The sequence below is a fragment of the Betaproteobacteria bacterium genome, from assembly GCA_016713305.1.
GTDB lineage: Bacteria > Pseudomonadota > Gammaproteobacteria > Burkholderiales.
In genome coordinates, this window is record JADJPK010000007.1 from 410,223 (window position 1) to 428,858 (window position 18,636).

The window sequence follows — 18,636 nt, forward strand, 5'->3', positions numbered from 1 at the left end:
ACGATGCACATCGTCAAGGCGGAGATGGGTCAACACATCGGAACGGCACTGGCGCAGATCATCGCTGAAGAACTTGAAGTGCCCTGGGACAAGGTCCGGCTGGACATGCCGCTGGAAAGCGCAGAGAACTTCGGCATCTACGGTCTCGCCTACACCGTGAACAGCGGCAGCGTGACCACGGAATTCGACCGCGTCGCTCGCGCTGGCGCGCTGGGCCGCATCGCGCTGACGGAAGCGGGCTGCAAGGTTCTGGGGGCCAGGATTGCCGACTGTTACGCCCTGGAAGGTCGCGTCCATGACAAGGCGAGCGGACGCTCGGTGGGCTATGGGGAGATCCTCCAGAAGGTGAAGCTGGAGCGGAAGTTCTCGTATCCCGATGACTTCCGGAAGGTCAAGCTCAAGGACCGCAGCCAGTACCGCATCATCGGCAAGTCCGTCGCCGCTTTGGACATTCCGGCCAAGACGAACGGTCAGGCCAAGTACGGCATGGATGTCTTCCTGCCGGGCATGGCTTACGGCGCGCTTGCCATTCCGCGATCGCGGTATGGCGCCAAGGTCCTGAAGGTCGACGACACCGAGGCCCGCAAGATCCCCGGCTTCCTCAAGGCCGTGAAGATCGACGACTCCATGGGCAAGTGCACCGGCTGGGTGGTCGCGCTGGCCGAGACCTTCCCCGCGGCGATGAGAGCGGCGAAGGCGCTCAAGATCGAATCCGATCCGGGTCCCTACGGGAACCTCAGCCTGAGCGACATCATGGAGGAGTTCTCCGAGAAGTCGAAGCACGCCGAGGAGAGCGCCGCGTGGGTGCTGGAAGGTGATGTCGATGCCGCGCTGCCGGCCGCCGACAAGCGCCTGGAGGCGGAGTACACGAGCGACATGGTGTGCCACGCGTTCATGGAGCCCATCAACTGTGTCGTGCAGCACGCGTCCGATGACAGCTGGCACGTGCACATCGGTACGCAGAGCACCTCGTTCCTGCGCATGACGCTCACCGCCTACCTGTCGAAGGTTCTCGGCAAGAAGGCCGAAGACCTCAAGGTATACGTCCATCAGTACCTCGTGGGCGGCGGTTTCGGCGGAAAGCAGGACTACGACGACGCGCTCGCTGCGGCGTATTGCGTGAAGGAGCTGGGGCGGCCCGTGAAGCTCATCCACACCCGGGAATCACAGTTCGCCACGTCGTTTCCCCGCACGCCCACGTTCCACAGGCTTGCTGCGGGTGTGAAGGACGGTCAGGTCACCGCGATCAACCACGATATCGTGTGCGGCTGGATGGGCCCCAGGTTCGCCGTCGGCAAGCAGTTCAACAACGGCACGGATTGGCTGCAACTCGATTCCGTGGATGGCAAGAAGGCGGACATCGACCAATGGTCCATCGGCGGCAGCGATCACTGGTATCACGTACCCAACCACCGGGTGCGGGCATGGAACAGCGATCGCACCACCTGGGCGGTGCAGGCAAGCGCGCTGCGCACGGTGTCCAACTCGTACAACATGTTCGTCGTCGAGTCCTTCATGGACGAGATCGCGCACGCTGCGGGCCGTGACCCGGTGGAGTTCCGCCTTTCGATCCTCAATGGCAAGGGCGGCAACCGCGGCATTCCCAACACCGGCTATCCCGCGGGTACGCCGTCCGACTACTACATGGATCAGCTCTGGATATCGCTGCCGTGGCCCAAGGACGGAAGCTGGCCGGCGTACGAGTCGGGCACCGTCGGCGGTGCTTTGCGGCTCGCCAACTGTCTTCGAGTGGCGGCGGGCAAGGCCGGCTGGGGTGTCAAGAAACTGCCGCCCAATACCGCGATGGGTATCGCTCTTTCATCGGCGGAGGAACGGCAGAGTCCGACCTGGGTGGCGGGCGTCGCGGAAGTGACGGTCGATCCGGCCACCGGCAGATACCGCATCAACAAGCTGACCATTGCGATGGACATGGGGATCGCCATCAACCCCGACAACGTGCGGGCCCAGATCATGGGGTCGGCCCTTTGGGGCGCGAGTCAGGTGATGTCCGAGCGTCTTACGTACCGCAACGGTGCCATCGAGCAGACGAACTACCACGAGTACCGGCCGATCCGGCAGGTGGACGTACCGGATTTCGACATCGAACTGATCGAGTCGGGACGGCACCCCGTGGGTGTGGGAGAACCTGCTTCCACCGTGGTGGCGCCCGCCGTGGCGAACGCGATCTTCAATGCGGTGGGGGCGCGGGTGCGTCACATGCCGATCACGGCGGAAGCAGTGCTCGAGGCAATCAAGGCGAAGAAGACGTAAGGAGGTTTCCGGACCGCGCGCGTGGGGCCGTGCGGTTCGGACTTTCCCTGGTTCCTTCCGGTTGGAGTGCGGGCCGCGGGCCCGCACTCGTTTTCTTCGATGCCACCGCGAGGCCGCAACGATGAGCGACGACATCCTTTCACTGTCCGCGCGCGATCTGCTCGAACACTATCGTCGCAGGACGCTTTCTCCGGTCGAAGTCACCCAGGCCGCGCTCGATCGCATCTCCCTTCTGCAACCGGAATACAACGCGTTCGCCTGGGTGGGCGCGGAAGAGGCGCTGGACGCCGCGTTCGAATCCGAACAGCGCTGGTTCCGGGGAGAGCCGCTGGGGCTCACCGATGGATTGCCGACCACGGTCAAGGATCTGCTGCTGTGCAAGGGGTGGCCCACTCGACGAGGGTCGCGCGCCGTCGTTTCCGATCCACCCTGGGAGGAAGATAGTGCCTCGGTGGCGCGGCTGCGTGAACAAGGTGCGGTGATCCTGGGCAAGACCACCACACCCGAATTCGGCTGGAAGGGTGTCACCGACAGTCCGCTGACGGGAGTGACACGCAATCCCTGGGACAGCAGGCTCACCCCCGGGGGAAGCTCCGGCGGTGCGGCAGTGGCCGCGGCATTCGGGATGGGTGTGCTGCACGTGGCCACCGATGGAGGCGGTTCCATCCGCATCCCTGCAGGTTTCTGCGGCATGTTCGGCTTCAAGCCCACGTTCGGAGTCGTCCCGGTGCATCCCCATCCGCCACCCTGGACACTGTGGCATCAGGGCCCCATTGCGCGCACCGTGGACGATGCCGCGCTGATGCTGAACGTGATCAGCCGCCCGGACGATCGCGACTTCTATGCGGCGCCTCCGTTGAGTGTCGACTATCTCGAATCACGGGACGACGGACTGCGCGGTTTGAGAATCGGCTACAGCCGCACGCTCGGCTACGCGCGTGTCGATGCGGACGTCGCAGGATGCGTGGACGCTGCGGTGGAGGGGATGGCGAGCCTAGGCGCGCACGTGGAGGAAATCGATCTCGCGTTGGACGACCCGATCGACATCATGCAGCCCATGTGGTCCGTCGCACTGGCGATGGCCGTGGAGCCCATGCCGGGTGATCGGCGTGCATTGGTCGAACCTGCCTTGCTGGATCTTTCCGCGCAAGGCTTCACGCTTTCCGCGCTCGAATACCGGGCACTTGAGCGCCGCCGCGAAACGCTTGGCCGGCGATTGAACCAGCTATGCCATCGGTACGATCTTCTGGTCACCCCCCAACTCGCTACCACGGCGTTCGCGGTCAATTGCGAGGTGCCGCCGGATCGCGGCATGACCCGCTGGTGGGAGTGGTCGCCTTTCACTTACCCGTTCAATCTATCCCAACAGCCTGCGGCCACGATCCCCTGCGGATTTGCCGCCAACGGTCTCCCCGTGGCGATGCAATGGGTGGCCGCCAAGTTCGAAGACGCCAAGGTCATCCGAGCGGCCCGCGCCTACGAGGCCCGGCACCCGTTTCGACGGCCTTCCTTGCCCCAGCGGCGCGCTTCCATGGGGCATGCCACCACCGGCGTCTGAAGGGAGGGCGCCTGATGCGAGGCGCCCGGAACACCGTCGTCTCAGCCAGGCCGGGCGGCCGCCTGCATTTCGGAGAAGCCCGCGGCCGCCTGTTGCACGTCCTCGGGGAAGTCCTCGAATTCCTGCACCTGCCGGACCTCGATGATCTCGTTGTCCGACGCGGGGCACTTGCTCGCCCACTCGATGGCCTCCTCGCGCGAGTTCACGCGGATCATCCAGTAGCCACCCAGCACCTCCCTGGCTTCCGGAAACGGTCCATCCGTCACGACAGGCTTGCCACCGATGAAAGACACGCGCGCGCCCATCGAGGGCGGATGCAGGCCGTCGAGCGTCAGCAACACCCCTGCCTTCTGCAGTTCTTCGTTGTATTTCATCATCGCTGCCACGGCCTCGGCCTCCGGCATCGTTCCGGGCGCGGCCGCTTCGTAGCCCTTGGGAATCATCAGCATCATGAACCGCATCATTCTTCTCCTCGCCGTCATGCCGCCACGTTGATCATCCACCCGAGCCCGAAGCGGTCGGTCAGCATGCCGAAGCACGGCGACCAGAAGGTCTTGCCGAGCGGCATGATGATCTGTCCACCTTTGGCGAGGGCGTCGAACAATGTCTGCGCGCGCGATGCATCCGGCAGCGCGATGGACAAGGACACGCCCTTGAAGCGGGTGCCTCCCTGACAGTCGCCGTCCGACATCATCAACGGCGTGCCCTCTACATCGAGTTCGGCGTGCATGATCTTGTTCTCCGCTCCGGGCGGAAGCATGCCCGGCGGAGGCGGATCGGGGCTTTCGCTGAAGCGCATCACCATCACGACCTTCGCCCCAAGGGCTTCGCGGTAGAACGCGATGGCCTCGTCACAACGGCCGTCGAAGAAGAGGTAAGGCTGAATCTTCATGATCTGCTCCTTTTGGCGTCGAAGACGCAATCGAGGGAGGGTGCATTTGATGACTGCCGATCGTTCGTGCGGGTGGTCGAGGCGATCTTCAGGCGCTGAGTTCGAAGAAGTCGATGGGGCGCACTTCGATGCCCCAGCCGACCGACTCTCCCAGTGTTGCGGCAGGGTGTTCGGAGGCGATGCGCAGCGCGCCCTCCATGGACTCTGCCTCGATGACGAAGAATCCGCCCACTTGTTCGCGCGTTTCGACGAAGGGTCCATCCGTGACGGCGGGCCAACCGTTCTTCGGACGTATGCGGCGGGTTTCCTTGGTGTCGCCCAGGGATGCGCTGAGCATCAGTGCGCCGGTAGCGTGCAAAGCTTTGTCCCGCGCAGGGCACTGGCTGACGAGTGTCTGCAGTTCGGCAGGTGACAAGGGCGTCGAACTTCCCCGTGGCGTAGTAGGCAAGGCACAAGTACTTCATCGAACACTCCGAATCAGGGGTTGGGAATCCGTCCCGGCAGGTCTTCGCGGGCGGGACGGGTCGGACGTATCTCCACGCAGTCGCCACTGCGATCGAGAAGCGAGCAGGCGAACGACACCGTCTGTGCCACAGTGCCGGCTTCGACGACGTGGAGTGCAACCAGCGACGCATGTCCGGGTTCTGCCGGACCGGTCCGTGGTTCCAGCACCCCGCCCGAGCGGGTGAAGGTGAACGCGAGATCGGGCCCGGCGGGCGTCGCTGCCAGGAGCCGTTCCACTTCTGACAGCCGTTCCTCCTTGACATTCGTCACAGGGGTTCTCTGTATTCCAGCTTCCGGGCCGGGCCGGTACACGAGGCAGACATATCGCATGTGTTTCACCAGATCTGTCGCATCCGATGTCCTTGGTCGAACGTCCAGAACGGAAATCGAGATGTCGTCCGGGAATTTCACTCGAGTTCCTGGTCGAGGCTGCGAATGGGACGAACCTCGATGCTGCCCAGCCGAGCCGGCGGAATGCCCGAGGCCACCCGAATGGCCTCGTTCAGGTCACGCGCCTCGAGAAGATAGAAGCCGGCCAGTTGCTCGCGCGTCTCCGCAAAAGGGCCGTCGGTCACCACCGCCTTGCCATCCCGCACGCGCACCGTCTTACTGGTGGAGACGGGGAGCAGGGCTTCTCCACCGATGAAGTGACCGGCGTCACGGACACGATCGCCGAAGCTCATGCATTCCCGGACGAGCGACTTCCAGTCCTCGGCCCCCATCGAATAGACCTTGTCCTCCTCGTAGTACACCAGGCACAGATACTTCATCGATAGTCTCCATGGTTGATGCGAAAGCGCCGCGTGCGAACACTGGTCGAACGGAACGTGCGCGCTTCGACATGAAAAAGCACCGGCATGTCCGCTCGGGCCGAGTGCGCGAGGTGATACTGGCCAAGCTGGCCGCCGGTCAGCAACGAATCCACGACGGCGAGGCCTGCGGCAGGGCCTGCCCACATGGACAGCGCCACGGACCTGTTCAGTTCCACCACCGGCGAGGGAGTCATCCTCAGCAGCACGTCGTACAAGCCTACAATCTGCGCCCAGTCGGTTGCCTCGGCCGAGGGGGCCTCCGCATGCACGGCTGAAATCGCAGCTTGCAGGCCATAGGGTCCGAAACGTCGAGAGCGCAGGGCCTCCTCGACGAGACCCGTTCCTTCCCGGATCAGCTCCCGATCCCAGACAGCGCGATCCTGGTCGGCCATGAGCACCAGTTCCCCGCCCGGCGTCGTGCGCGCCGCCCGGCGGGATTCGTGCAGGAGCATCAGCGCCAGCAGCCCGGTCACTTCCGCCTCGGGAAGCATCTCGCGCAGCAGGCGCGCGAGCCGGATGGCTTCGCCCGACAGGTCCGAGCGCGTCAGCGTTTCGCCGGATGACGCGGCATAGCCTTCGTTGAACACGAGATAGACGACCTGCAGAACGCTCTCCAGCCGCGCCGGAAGTTCGTCCGGTTCCGGGACCCGGTAAGGGATCCTCGCCTCGCGGATTTTCGACTTGGCGCGGACGATGCGTTGCGCCAGCGTAGGCGCCGGCACCATGAAAGCGCGAGCAATCTCTTCGGTGGTGAGGCCACACACCTCGCGCAGCGTGAGCGCGACACGCGCCTCGGGCAGCAGAGCGGGGTGGCAGCAGGTGAAGATCAGCCTGAGGCGGTCGTCCTCGATCTCGTCGGGCTCCGGCGATGTGCGGTCGTCGGCGATCGCGTCAGCATCCATCGCAACATCGTCGAAGTGGGAGACGCGCGCACGGCGCCGGATGCCATCGATGGCCTTGAAGCGGCCGGCCGAGACCAGCCAGGCCCGGGGGTTGGCCGGCATGCCTTCCCGTGGCCATTGTTCCATCGCGGCCCGGAAGGCGTCGTGCAGCGCTTCCTCCGCCAGGTCGAAGTCACCGAGGAGGCGGATCAGCGTCGCGAGCACGCGGCGCGACTCGCTTCGATAGATGGCATCAATCGCATCGGGATGTCTGCCATCGACGTTCGTGCTTGGATCCGATGGATCTACGTTCATGTGCGAGACGTCGGGTGCGGTGCGCATGGCGTCAGCCGTGCATTCAGGAATAGCGAAGTGTAGCGGGCGCCCACGCGAACGATGTCTACGGGCCCCTGGCGCAGTGCCGGGTGGAAGTCTTTCCAGCGGCTGGGACCTTCACTCGCCCGGCCGGACTCTGCCTGGCTGGCGGGAGCAAGCCGTTTGTGGTGTCGCACGAGACAGCACAAGAGGGAAGGAGGCGCGGCGGGGTGGGCGGTCGTGCCCACATGGACCGACGCCTTGGTTGACGCTGCGGCCACCGACCTGCAGCATGTGTAGGGGACTCCGGTTGCACGACGTCTTGGCCGAACCGGCGAGTCCTGCTTCGTTCATCACCCGGTTCATTCGCCATGATCAATGCCCAGGAAGCCCTCGAACGACTGCGAGAGGGCAATGCCCGTTATCTATCGGACGCGCCCCGCAACGAAGACGTGCCTGGCGCGAAGCGGCGTTCCGCTGTCGTCGCAGCACAAAGGCCGTTCGCGATCATTCTCGGATGTTCCGACTCGCGGGTACCCGCCGAGATCATCTTCGACCAGGGGCTGGGCGACCTGTTCGTCATTCGTGTTGCCGGCAACATCGTGGCACCCTCCCAGGTGGGCAGCGTCGAGTTCGCAGCTTCGCGATTCGGCACCCGATTGGTCGTCGTACTCGGCCATACGCAATGTGGAGCCATCCAGGCCACCATCGAGGAGCTCTCGCAGCCCACGTCGGAGCAGTCGCGCAACGTGTATTCCATCGTGGACCGCATCCGACCCTCCGTCGCATCGCTACTGGAGACGGAACTCAGGAACGACCCGCAGGCTTTGGTCGAACGCGCTGTACGGGCAAACATCCGCGCCTCGGCCAACCATCTTCGTCACGGATCGGAAGTGCTCGAACTTCTGATTCAGCGGGAAGGGTTGCGCGTGGTCGGCGCCGAATACTCGCTGGAGACGGGCGCGGTGGAATTCTTCGATGGACTGCAGGATATCGGCAGCCCGGTCTGATCGGACCGGACTCTCGAGCATGTCCGAGCATGCAGCCCGTGGACCGGAGCGTTCCGTGGGCGCAGCCGGGTCAGCCGACGTTGCGCACCGCCTGTATCCATTGCAGAAAGGATTCCATGAACGTCCGCAGGAGCTTCTCGGTGTCAGGCTTCGAGATACCGCCATGTTCATCGAAGAGGTCACCCGCGTTTCCGATGTAGGCTTCGGGCTGCGCCAGAACCGGCATGTTCAGGAAGACGAGACACTGACGGAGATGATGATTGGCACCGAAGCCGCCGATCGCTCCTGGCGAGACGCTCACCACGCCGGCAGGCTTGCCCTCCCACGCGCTGTCGCCATAAGGCCTTGAGGCGATATCGATCGCGTTCTTGAGTACGCCCGGGATGGAACGGTTGTACTCCGGGGTGATGAAGAGCGCCGCATCACAATCGCGAATCGTTTGCTTGAAGGTCACGGATCTTTCCGGTGGACTGGCATCGTCGTCCTGATCGTATAACGGCAGGTCTCGGATTTCGATCACGTTCAGTTCGAGTCCCTCGGGGGAGAATTTCTTCAGTGCGAATGCCATCCTTCGATTAAGCGATTCACGGCGAAGACTTCCCACGAGAACTGCGACGTCGATGATCGTTGCCATGCGTACACCTTGAGAGGCGGAACCCGACGCGCGGTTGCGTGCGGCGCAGTTCGACAGGGGCAAGTGCTGTGCCGCCCAAAGGGATGCAGTGCGGACCTGCCTGACGAAGGCATCCTTGTTCGCGGGGCTTCCTGCCTCGTTCCCGGTCGCCGCCCGGGGCAGCCCGATCAGTGGCGACCCACGGGGAGTATCAAAGGATGTTCTCGCTCGCGATCAGGCACCGACATATCTGTCGACGCTTCCGCCCCCTGGACAGGGGAATCGTGGGGACGAGACGGTTGCGGACGCGGCTACGAAGGTCAGTGCCGGCGCTGGACCGGGGCAGGGGCAGGGGCACCACGGCGATCAAGGTGCCTGAAGGTGATCCGGCCCTTGCTGAAATCGTAGGTGGAAAGTTCCAGAGAGACCTTGTCACCCATGAGAATCCGGATGTGATGCTTGCGCATCCGGCCGGACGTATAGGCCACCACCTGATGGCCGTTCTCCAGCGTCACGCGATAGCGCGAATCCGGAAGCACGTCGGTTACGACGCCATTCATTTCTATCAGTTCTTCTTTCGCCATGTAGGCTCCCTGAAGGGACTTCATTGAAAAAGACGGTGCCGCGGCCAATGACCCATTGGGTGAATGGCAGCAGGTCCATGGCCAAGTACGTCAACCGCACACGACAAGGCCGTCGCCGAGCTAGGGAGACGGGTCATGGGAACTTCGCGCAGACATCCTTCGAAACACACGCCGCGCAGGCGCTTGGTCCGGTCTCCGGCACCCGGGGTTGGTCGGAGGCAGGGGGCGAGACCACTCGGCGCGTCGCAGAGCGATGACTCCTGCACGTGCCTGTGAGGACGGGAAAAGCGGGATCGGCGTGTCACGGTCCGGTCCGTCGACGGGACCATCGGAAATCCGGATAAACGATCCCCGACTTCGAACTGCCCATGCGCCGCCCGGCACTATGACCGATTTGGGACGTTTGTGCTCGTGTTTCTGCAGATAGTCAGGAAATGCCGGCCTGAACTTCCAGTGGGCAATGGCAAATTGTTCCCGGCCCGGTCGCGCTTGCGCGTACCATGACTGCTTGAACAGGGGCGAGCATGATCAAGAAGCAGTATGGCGATGTGATGATGGTGGGCCAATCCGGTAACAAGTACCGCTTTGGCACTTGGCCCCTGGGGACGCGCTTCCGTTCCGTAGCGGCGGTGTATTTCGTGTCGAAGCGCTTCGTTCAGGAAACGACGTTTCGGCGTGCCCGACATGAAGTGATCTTCATCGGCGAGACGGAGAACATGTCGGAGGTTCCAGGGGCCCATGTCGAAACGCGTGATTTCGAGAAGTTCGGCGCCAATTGCATCTGCCTCTTCGCGAACGAAGACAAGGACGTGCGCATGGATATCGTCCGGGATCTCGTGCTGAGCAACAGGCCGTTGATGCGGCAGACGGCCTGAGGAGCAGTCTGTTCGACCCACTCGTACTTTCAGCGCATCAGGACGCATGACTCCGCAATGACGTCGCGCGACTCCGACGAACTTTGCCGTGTCAGTTCCCGGTTCTGGAGAGACGCTGCACTGCTGCTTGATTGGCGCCCTTCGTCGCTTCGGCGAAGCATGGGAGACTTGAGGCTAGAAACAAGATGGGCCCACTCCTGCGAGTGAGCCCGATGACTCCTCTGCTCGTCAGCGCTTCAACGGCAACATGCACTGCCTGAAACCGGCGCAGGGTCGTTGGGGCGCCGCAGACCGATGCGATCACGCGCCCGGCAGTCGACCGAAGCGGATCGTGCCTTTCTCGATGCCTTCGCGCACCACTTCCAGACCGCCGCCGGCGATCATCCATTCCAGGCGGTGATCGCGGTACTGGCGCTTGATCTTGCCGTCGGCGATGAGCGTGGGGAAGTCGGGCAGACTCCCGAACACCTTGAGCATCTCGTCGACCGTTTGAGCGACTGAGGGACGGGCACGGCAGCGGTCGAGCCACGCTGCAATGCGCGGCGTCGCGGGCTCATAGCCCCAGTTGAGTGTGGTGCGGGCCACGTAAGGCGCGGTCACGATGTCCCCCCAGCCGAAGTTCGCGCCATTCATCCAGGGCGAGTCGCCCAGTTGCACGTCGAGCCAGCGCTGCAATTGAGCCATGCGATCCCGGCCGAAGTTCACCAGTTGTTCCGCCAGCGCCCCGGTAGCGCGTCGCGCCTTGAGTACTTCCATCGTGCCCCAGTTGTTGGCCTCGTACTGGGTGTCCATCACGTCCTCGAGCATACGCACTCGGGCCCGAGCGGCTGGGCTGGCTGGCAGCAACGCGGGCGACGGCCACTTGTCCTCCAGATACTCCAGGATCACCGTCGAATCGAAGACCTCGGTATCGCCGTCGATCAGCGAGGGCACCTCGGCCCGTGGGCTGGCCTCGACGAAAGCGCCCGACGCGGTCCCGTTGGCCATGCCGTCCGGAATGATCGACTGGAATTCCAGTCCCTTTTCGCGAAGCGCGATCTTGACCTTCATCGCATAGGTGGACAGCGGGTGTTCGTAGAGCGTGAGCATCATCGTCTCCGGTCAGGGGCGTGGGCAATGCCTTGGGACACAAGCGGCATCGCAATCAATGTATACAAGGGCGGCGGTGGTCCGACTCGCTGCCTGCAGAACTGAGGAATGGCATCGATGCCCGATGTTAGCAATGGCGGGAATGGAGAGGAACGGTCGGACCGGTTCTGACGGGACGACATGCTGCTGACGGAGTTGCCAGGACCTTCCATGTGAGCGCACCGGCCCCACCAAACAAAACGGGCCCACCCTTGCGAGTGAGCCCGTCCTGTTCGATTGGTGGTGGGATGGTACCCCGCACCAAACGACTATTGAAAGTACGGAATCGAAGCGCTGCGGGTTGCTGCGAACCAGTGCGAACCGGAGCGAAAAGCCTGCCGGTACGCCCGTCGGCAGCGGACGATCAAACAGGTTTTTCGGACTGATTGGTAGTCGGAATACGGACTCAACCTCGTCTGCTTTCCGTGGCCAGTTCAATTCCCTAAACGGGAACTGAACCCGCGTCCGTTGCCACAGCCAATAACACACCTATTTACACCCATTCCTGGGCGCGGCGACCCACCATGCGGCGAATGATGCTCACATTCACCGCAAAACGCGCGGCGATTGACTTGCGCATGCGGAGATTGCGGCTCATAATCTCCGCATGAAAAGCGGCGATTACAAGTACATCTGGCAGGCCACGGACTGGCCGAACTGGCGCTTCGACCTGGCGGCGTTGGCTGGCCCCATGGTCGAAGTCAGTCGTGCCCAGGGGCTTTTGATGGGGCGTCTGACTGACGTCGGCATGGCCTTGCGTGACCAAGCGAGTCTCGCGGCGCTCACCGAGGACGTGGTCAAGACCAGCGAGATCGAAGGCGAGCAGCTCAACGTCGAATCCGTGCGCTCGTCCATCGCCCGAAGGCTGGGCGTCGACATCGGCGCGCTCGCTCCGGTCGATCGCCATGTCGAAGGCGTGGTCGAGATGGTGCTCGACGCCACCGCCAACTGTCAGGTGCCGGTGTCGCGGGAGCGTCTGTTCGGCTGGCATGCCGCACTGTTTCCCACCGGCTACTCCGGCCTTTCCAGGATCAAGGTCGGCGGCTGGCGCGACGATGCCACCGGCCCGATGCAGGTGGTGTCCGGCCCCATCGGCCGGCAGCGTGTGCATTTCGAAGCACCGCCGGCTGATCGCCTCGAAGACGAAACCAGCCGTTTCCTCGACTGGCTGAATGCCGCGTCGAACGAACCGCCGCTGCTCCAGGCAGGGCTCGGCCATCTGTGGTTCGTCACCTTGCACCCGTTTGACGACGGCAATGGCCGTATCGCCCGGGCCATCGGCGACCGGCTGCTGGCGCGTGCCGATGGCAGCCCGCAGCGCTTCTACAGTTTGTCGGCGCAGATCCAGCGCGAACGCAATGCCTACTACGACATCCTGGAGCGGACCCAGAAAAATTTGCCGGGAGCAAATTTTCGCGGCAGCCCCGAAGGGGGCAGGCACAGGGATGTGCCTGACAACCGGTCGATGGATGTCACCGGAGTGGCTTGCGTGGTTCCTCGACACGCTTCATCGTGCGGTGGACCAGGCCCAGCACACGCTGGACGCTGTCCTGACGAAAGCGCGCTTCTGGCAGCGCTGGGCGACGACCCCGTTGAACGAGCGGCAGGTGAAGTTGTTGAACAAATTGCTCGATGGTTTCGAGGGCAAGCTCACCAGCAGCAAGTGGGCGGCCATCGCCAAATGCTCGCCGGACACGGCACTGCGCGACATCAACGATCTGCTGATGCGTGGCGTACTACGGAAATCGAATGCCGGCGGGCGTAGCACCAGCTACGAACTGAATGAACTGCCGGAGTAGCAGCGCTTCCTGGAATCAGTTTGGGGCCGACAAAAACGATGACGGGCTGGCCTCGTTCACCCTCGATTGTCGGGCCCGTTCTTGCCGGCCCGTGCATCGTAGGCCGCTCGGGCGGCAGCGATCCTGGGCTGGTTGTCTTCCGCCCAGCGGATTAGCGCCGTAAGCGGCGGCATGAGGGATGCGCCGAGCGGGGTGAGCCCGTAGCGCACGGCGGGCGGTGTGGAGGGCGTGACCTCGCGCCAGACGAGGCCATCGCGTTCCAGGCTGCGCAGCGTCTCGGTGAGCATGCGGCGGGAGATGTCGGGCACGGCGCGCGCCAGGGCGTTGAAGCGTTGCGGGCCTTTCGACAGGGTCACCAGAATCAGCGTGGACCACTTGTCGCCCAGGCGGTCGAGCACGTCGCGCACCGGACAACTGCGGTGGCCCGCGACCGGCGCGGTCTTGCCACCGGCGCTCTCCACCTCGGCTGGCAGGGCGTCGTCGTCGATCATATCGGTTCCCTCGGAGTAACCATGGGCGGCATACCATCCTTCTTGTTCTCTTATGAAGGTTACTATATAAAACCTGCTCCCGTAAATGAACCTGGAGGAGGATCATGAAGCTCTACTACAGTCCCGGCGCCTGTTCGCTCTCGCCCCACATCGTGCTGCGCGAAGGCGGCTTTGACTTCGCCCTCGAGCGTGTCGATCTCAAGACCGGCGTGACCGAAGCCGGCCGCGACTACAAGACCATCAATCCCCTGGGCTACGTCCCGGCTCTGGAACTCGACGACGGCGAGGTGCTCACCGAGGGCCCGGCCATCGTGCAGTACCTGGCCGACCGGGTGCCCGACAGGCGCTTGGCCCCGCCGGCCGGCACCCTGGCGCGCTACCGGCTGATGGAATGGCTCAATTTCATTTCCACGGAACTGCACAAGGGCTTCGGCGCGCTTTTCAACCCGGCGTTTGCGGACGCAGCGAAGACCATCGTCCGCGCGCAGCTCGAGCGGCGCATCGGTGAGGCGGAAAGGCGGCTGGGCAGTCGCAGCTATGCGCTGGGCGAGGACTTCACGGTGGCCGATGCCTACCTCTTCACCGTGCTCGGCTGGGCCAAATACGTGAACGTGGATCTTTCCCCCTGGCCGGGACTGGGTGCCTATCTCGGCCGCGTCGCGGCCCGCCCGGCGGTGCAGGCGGCACTCGCGGCCGAAGGCCTGATTCCAACCTCACAATAAGGAGAAGCGCACGTGACCATCCTGTTTACTCCGCTCACCCTCGGGCCCCTCACACTGCCCAATCGCATCGTCATGGCGCCCATGACCCGCTCCCGCGCCATTGGCAACGTGCCCAACGATTTGATGGCCAAGTATTACGCGCTGCGCGCCGAGGCGGGGCTGATCATCACCGAAGGCACTTCACCCTCGCCCAACGGTCTGGGCTATGCGCGCATCCCCGGCCTCTATTCCGAGGCACAGGTCGCCGGCTGGCGCAAGGTGACGGATGCCGTGCACGCGGCCGGCGGGCGCATCTTCGTGCAGCTCATGCACACCGGCCGGGTGGGGCATCCGGCCAATCTGCCGGCGGGCACGCGCCTGCTGGCACCGTCTGCCCTGGCCGCGCCCGGCGAGATGTGGACGGACAGTGCAGGCATGCAGCCTCACCCGGTGCCGGAGGCAATGACCGAGGCCGACATCGAAGCCGCCATCGGCGAGTTTGCCAAGGCGTGCAGCAACGCCATCGCAGCGGGTTTCGACGGCGTGGAGCTGCACGGCGCGAACGGTTATCTCATCGATCAGTTCCTCAACACCGCCTCCAACCGGCGCACGGACCGCTGGGGCGGCTCCATCGAAAACCGCCTGCGCTTTGCCCTGGAAGTGGCCCGGGCGGCCGCTTTCGCCATCGGCGCCGAGCGGGTCGGCATGCGCATCTCGCCCTACAACACCTTTAACGGCATGGCGCCCGATGCGGACATGGACGCGCTCTACCTGCGGTTGGCCGAAGCCTTGAGCGACATGGGTCTTGCCTATCTGCACATCGTCGATCACAGCTCCATGGGCGCACCGGCGCCGAGCGACGAACTGAAAGCCAAGCTTCGCGCGGCCTTCAAGGGTCGCACCATCCTCTCCGGCGGCTATGACGCGGCGCGCGCCGAGGCCGATCTCGCTGCGGGCAAGGGCGATCTGGTCGCCTTCGGCCGGCCCTTCATCGCCAATCCGGACCTGGTGCACAAGCTCAGAACCGGCGCCGCGCTCACACCCGCCGACCCGGCCACTTTCTACACGCCGGACGCGAAGGGCTACACGGAATTCTGATGCGCCAGCCCACGCTGTTCATCCCCCACGGCGGCGGGCCCTGCTTCTTCATGGACTGGGACCCGCCCGACACCTGGGTTCGGCATCGCGAATTCCTGGAAATGCTGCCCACACTGTTGCCGGAACGGCCGCGGGCCCTGCTGGTGATTTCGGCCCACTGGGAGGCGCCGCGCTTCACCGTGCAGAAACAGGCCGCGCCGGCACTGCTGTTCGATTACTACGGCTTTCCGCCGCACACCTACCATCTCACCTGGCCCGCGCCCGGTGCGCCCGAACTCGCCGAACGGGTGGCAAGCCTGTTGACCCAGGGCGGCATGAGCTGCGGTTTCGATGCGACGCGCGGCTTCGATCACGGCGTCTTCGTGCCGCTCAAGGTCGCTTTCCCGGCCGCCGACATTCCCTGCGTGCAACTGTCGCTGCGCGCCGATCTCGACCCGGCCGCCCACCTGGCCGCAGGCCGGGCCCTGGTGCCCCTGCGCGAGGCGGGCGTGCTCATCATCGGTTCCGGCAACAGCTACCACAACATGAGGGTGATGATGGCGGCGATGCGCGCGGGCGCGACGCAGACACACGGGCTCGATTTCGACCAGTGGCTCACCGAGGCGGTTTGCCACCCGGATGCCCGCGAGCGCGAGCGACGCCTCGCTGCCTGGATCACTGCCCCGGGTGCCCGCGACGCCGCGCCGCGCGAAGAACACCTGATACCGCTCATGGTCGTCGCCGGCGCAGGCGGGGCCGATCCCGGTGCGAAGATTTTCGAGGACCGTGTCCTGGGCGCGGTGCAAAGCGCCTTTCGCTTCGGCTGAGATTGTCGTGGAGCATCAAGATTGCTCCAGTTTCGCTCCACGCTTCCTTCCCACACTCGGTCGCCCTCATGCAGTTGCGCTTCGCTTCGTTCGCTGTGATCAACTTACGGTGGGACTTTCACCCACAGGAGTGCGCCCATGCCGGGCGCACAGAAAAAAGGCCAACCGAGAGTGGTTGGCCTTTATATTGGTGGTGGAGTGCTTGCGCAAAGAGAACCTGTCGCTACAACGGTCGCGGCTTTGCGAGGAAACCTTGAGATCAGTGAGCGTTCCGTAGGCAATCGTACGCTCCCCGCAGACGCCCGCTGCACGCTACCAGTCAATCAGATGCCGGCGGCTGCTCGACGGGAGCTGCATCCCCAGGAGGGCAGGCCGCTCCCGACGGATTCCGCTGTTGGGTGCAGCACGATTGAGTCGGTGGATGAAGTACTTCGCCGTCCAGTCAAGATCAGCGTACGCGTCGGGCAGCACGGTGACAACCGACGCGGCCAATCAGCCCGCACAACCAGTCGGCGCATTGAAGCGTCTGGAACAGATGGCTCTCGGCCTGGATCGGGGGCTCGATCATCGTTGCGCGTGCCTCGCCGAACATCTGAATAGACGCCTCAGAGACGATCTGCCCTCGAAAGTCATCCTGGTTCTTTAGCTCATCCAGGATGATCTGAAAGTGGGCCCCGCGTGCATCGCAGAATTGATCGATGCGCTTGATGGACTCGCGCAGCACTGCCCGGTACAAGCTCTTCGGGTTGTGAGTTTCGGGCGGGTGCGTCTTCTGAAGGCCGACGTAGAAGACCATCCCGCCATCACGCTCGATCCTGTTCATCAGACGGAAGGTCGCGTTGCGCAACTCCCGGTACTTCAGTACGTTCGTCGTGGTGTAGAGGGCAGCGCCCTTCTTCTCCCACTGATAGGCTGGGATGCCATCGCGGTCGATCTCGAACTGAAGGAGATTGCACTTCAGCTGGTAGAACCAGGTCGCAAAAGCCCGGACCTTGCTGGATGGCAGCACAAACCCACCCAGCCCGAAGACGGGGCTGGTGTTGTGCTGCGGATGTTGCCGGCTCACGAAAGGGCCGATGTGGCCGAACTCATCCAGGTACGCGATGTAGTGAATACTGACCCCCAGAAACGCGAAAGCCCGCACTTTCGTACGGGCCTCGGAATTAGAGCTCCCGCAGCAAGGCTGGAGCGTCTGAGACGAAGTATACGCGAAGTGCGTGATGGGAGCAACGAGGGGGGGCAAGTCGTGACCTGACGCGACACCCAAGCGGATCGCCGCTGGTCCATGCTGCATGTGCTAATCATTTTGCAACGCACATCAGCGCTTTTTACGACTGCTTGACGTTCGTTTTGGATATCCGTATGCTTCCGCAAAAGCTACGGAAACTAGCACACGAACATGTCGAGCGACCGACTCCCGGAGATGACCCAGGCGCAACGCGACCGGCTCGCGTTCGTCGAGTTGCGCCTGCGGTTCGTCGGCGAGATCCGCCGGCAGGACTTGGTGACGCGCTTCGGTATCCAGGCCGCTGCGGCCACGCGGGACATCGCCCAGTACAAGGAGCTGGCCCCAGGCAATATGGAGTACGACACCAAGGGCAGGGTCTACGTCCGCGCCCCTTGGTTCCGCCCCCTGTTTGACTTCCCCGCCGAGCGGATCCTCACTTGGTTGTCCCAGGGCTACGGTGACGGCGAGCCCATCCGCTGGAAGGGTGTCGTGGCACAGGAGGGCACCAGCCTGCCGGGCAAGATTGATCTGGATCTGCTGTCCGTCCTGACCCGCGCCATTCACCAAGGCGCCGCTGTTGAGGTCGCCTATCGCGCACTGTCGAGCGGGCTGACGACCCGGGAGATCGTCCCGTTCGCACTGGCCGACAGCGGCCTTCGTTGGCACGTCCGCGCCTTCGACCGGCGCAGCGGTGAGTTCCGCGACTTCGTGTTGGGCCGCCTCGACGCCGCCCGCATCCTGCCCGGCCCTGTGGCCGACCACGAGAAGCCCGATCAGGACATCCAGTGGAACCGGATCACCGAGCTCGAGCTCGTGCCGCATCCGGCCAACGTGCAGCACCCCGACACCCTGGAGGCCGAATACGGCATGGACGGCGGCGTGCTCAAGGTGCGGACCCGTGCGGCGATGGCCGGCTACCTGTTGCGCCGCTGGAACGTGGACTGCACCGAAGATCACAGCCTCAAGGGTGGCGAGCACCACCTGTGGCTGCGCAATCGCCAGGCGCTGTACGGCGTCACGAACCTGGTGCTCGCCCCGGGCTACGACACGACAAGCAAGGAGGGTTGAGC

At 63.9% G+C, this 18,636-nt stretch carries 17 protein-coding genes and 3 pseudogenes; 9 read left to right on the top strand and 11 right to left on the bottom strand.

Annotation, left to right across the window (positions count from 1 at the left end):
• Positions 1 to 3 precede the first annotated feature (3 nt).
• Together IPK20_10010 and IPK20_10015 are read left to right on the top strand one after the other, a co-directional pair.
• Positions 4 to 2,271, top strand: a complete 2,268-nt coding sequence (locus IPK20_10010; protein ID MBK8016994.1) for a xanthine dehydrogenase family protein molybdopterin-binding subunit — start codon at positions 4 to 6, stop codon at positions 2,269 to 2,271.
• Positions 2,272 to 2,392: 121 nt separating this feature from the next.
• The gene (locus tag IPK20_10015; protein ID MBK8016995.1) at positions 2,393 to 3,829 is read left to right on the top strand and encodes an amidase; all 1,437 of its coding nucleotides are present in this window, start codon (positions 2,393 to 2,395) and stop codon (positions 3,827 to 3,829) included.
• Between the two features lie 41 nt (positions 3,830 to 3,870).
• On the opposite strand, the gene IPK20_10020 is transcribed toward IPK20_10015, so the two are convergent.
• From IPK20_10020 to IPK20_10045, 6 genes and pseudogenes are all read right to left on the bottom strand, one after another.
• Positions 3,871 to 4,290, bottom strand: a complete 420-nt coding sequence (locus IPK20_10020) for a YciI family protein (protein ID MBK8016996.1) — start codon at positions 4,288 to 4,290, stop codon at positions 3,871 to 3,873.
• 17 nt (positions 4,291 to 4,307) lie between these two features.
• Positions 4,308 to 4,721, bottom strand: coding sequence for a VOC family protein (locus IPK20_10025; protein MBK8016997.1), 414 nt, complete (start codon positions 4,719 to 4,721; stop codon positions 4,308 to 4,310).
• A gap of 88 nt (positions 4,722 to 4,809) precedes the next feature.
• Positions 4,810 to 5,185 (bottom strand): annotated as a pseudogene (locus tag IPK20_10030) (hypothetical protein).
• Between the two features lie 13 nt (positions 5,186 to 5,198).
• Positions 5,199 to 5,495 carry a hypothetical protein gene (locus tag IPK20_10035; protein ID MBK8016998.1) on the bottom strand — a complete coding sequence of 99 codons (297 nt, stop codon included), beginning with the start codon at positions 5,493 to 5,495 and terminating at the stop codon, positions 5,199 to 5,201.
• Positions 5,496 to 5,632: 137 nt separating this feature from the next.
• Positions 5,633 to 5,995 (bottom strand): YciI family protein, encoded by a 363-nt coding sequence (locus tag IPK20_10040; GenBank protein ID MBK8016999.1) that lies wholly within the window; start codon positions 5,993 to 5,995, stop codon positions 5,633 to 5,635.
• On the bottom strand, positions 5,992 to 7,233 hold the full coding sequence (locus IPK20_10045) for an RNA polymerase sigma factor (protein ID MBK8017000.1): 1,242 nt from the start codon (positions 7,231 to 7,233) through the stop codon (positions 5,992 to 5,994). Before IPK20_10045 ends, IPK20_10040 begins: the two co-directional genes overlap by 4 nt.
• A gap of 371 nt (positions 7,234 to 7,604) precedes the next feature.
• Between IPK20_10045 and IPK20_10050 the strand changes: the two genes are divergently transcribed.
• On the top strand, positions 7,605 to 8,243 hold the full coding sequence (locus tag IPK20_10050; protein ID MBK8017001.1) for a carbonic anhydrase: 639 nt from the start codon (positions 7,605 to 7,607) through the stop codon (positions 8,241 to 8,243).
• A 70-nt stretch (positions 8,244 to 8,313) separates the two neighbouring features.
• Here IPK20_10050 and IPK20_10055 read toward each other — a convergent pair whose 3' ends face one another.
• Both IPK20_10055 and infA read right to left on the bottom strand, forming a co-directional pair.
• The gene (locus tag IPK20_10055; protein MBK8017002.1) at positions 8,314 to 8,877 is read right to left on the bottom strand and encodes an NAD(P)H-dependent oxidoreductase; all 564 of its coding nucleotides are present in this window, start codon (positions 8,875 to 8,877) and stop codon (positions 8,314 to 8,316) included.
• 299 nt (positions 8,878 to 9,176) lie between these two features.
• On the bottom strand, positions 9,177 to 9,440 hold the full coding sequence (infA, locus tag IPK20_10060; GenBank protein ID MBK8017003.1) for a translation initiation factor IF-1: 264 nt from the start codon (positions 9,438 to 9,440) through the stop codon (positions 9,177 to 9,179).
• Positions 9,441 to 9,964: 524 nt separating this feature from the next.
• Between infA and IPK20_10065 the strand changes: the two genes are divergently transcribed.
• Positions 9,965 to 10,315 (top strand): hypothetical protein, encoded by a 351-nt coding sequence (locus tag IPK20_10065; GenBank protein MBK8017004.1) that lies wholly within the window; start codon positions 9,965 to 9,967, stop codon positions 10,313 to 10,315.
• Between the two features lie 300 nt (positions 10,316 to 10,615).
• Here the strand turns inward: IPK20_10065 and IPK20_10070 are convergent, their stop codons facing one another.
• Positions 10,616 to 11,404, bottom strand: coding sequence for a glutathione S-transferase family protein (locus IPK20_10070; GenBank protein ID MBK8017005.1), 789 nt, complete (start codon positions 11,402 to 11,404; stop codon positions 10,616 to 10,618).
• Positions 11,405 to 12,050: 646 nt separating this feature from the next.
• Here IPK20_10070 and IPK20_10075 point away from each other — a divergent pair.
• Positions 12,051 to 13,242, top strand: a pseudogene (locus tag IPK20_10075) (Fic family protein).
• A 56-nt stretch (positions 13,243 to 13,298) separates the two neighbouring features.
• Here the strand turns inward: IPK20_10075 and IPK20_10080 are convergent.
• Positions 13,299 to 13,733: a helix-turn-helix transcriptional regulator gene (locus IPK20_10080; GenBank protein ID MBK8017006.1), complete on the bottom strand. Its 435-nt coding sequence runs from the start codon at positions 13,731 to 13,733 to the stop codon at positions 13,299 to 13,301.
• A 104-nt stretch (positions 13,734 to 13,837) separates the two neighbouring features.
• Here IPK20_10080 and gstA point away from each other — a divergent pair, with 104 nt between their 5' ends.
• From gstA to IPK20_10095, 3 genes are read left to right on the top strand one after another with little or no spacing between them, the layout of a single operon-like run.
• A complete protein-coding gene (gene gstA, locus IPK20_10085) occupies positions 13,838 to 14,455 on the top strand; it encodes a glutathione transferase GstA (protein MBK8017007.1) in 618 nt (205 codons plus the stop codon).
• 12 nt (positions 14,456 to 14,467) lie between these two features.
• Positions 14,468 to 15,532, top strand: a complete 1,065-nt coding sequence (locus IPK20_10090; protein ID MBK8017008.1) for an alkene reductase — start codon at positions 14,468 to 14,470, stop codon at positions 15,530 to 15,532.
• On the top strand, positions 15,532 to 16,338 hold the full coding sequence (locus tag IPK20_10095) for a dioxygenase (GenBank protein MBK8017009.1): 807 nt from the start codon (positions 15,532 to 15,534) through the stop codon (positions 16,336 to 16,338). Before IPK20_10090 ends, IPK20_10095 begins: the two co-directional genes overlap by 1 nt.
• A 312-nt stretch (positions 16,339 to 16,650) precedes the next feature.
• On the opposite strand, the pseudogene IPK20_10100 reads toward IPK20_10095, so the two are convergent.
• A pseudogene (locus IPK20_10100) lies at positions 16,651 to 17,632 on the bottom strand (DUF3800 domain-containing protein).
• Between the two features lie 105 nt (positions 17,633 to 17,737).
• On the opposite strand from IPK20_10100, the gene IPK20_10105 reads away from it, so the two are divergent.
• Positions 17,738 to 18,634, top strand: coding sequence for a WYL domain-containing protein (locus IPK20_10105; GenBank protein ID MBK8017010.1), 897 nt, complete (start codon positions 17,738 to 17,740; stop codon positions 18,632 to 18,634).
• The last annotated feature ends 2 nt before the right edge of the window (positions 18,635 to 18,636 follow it).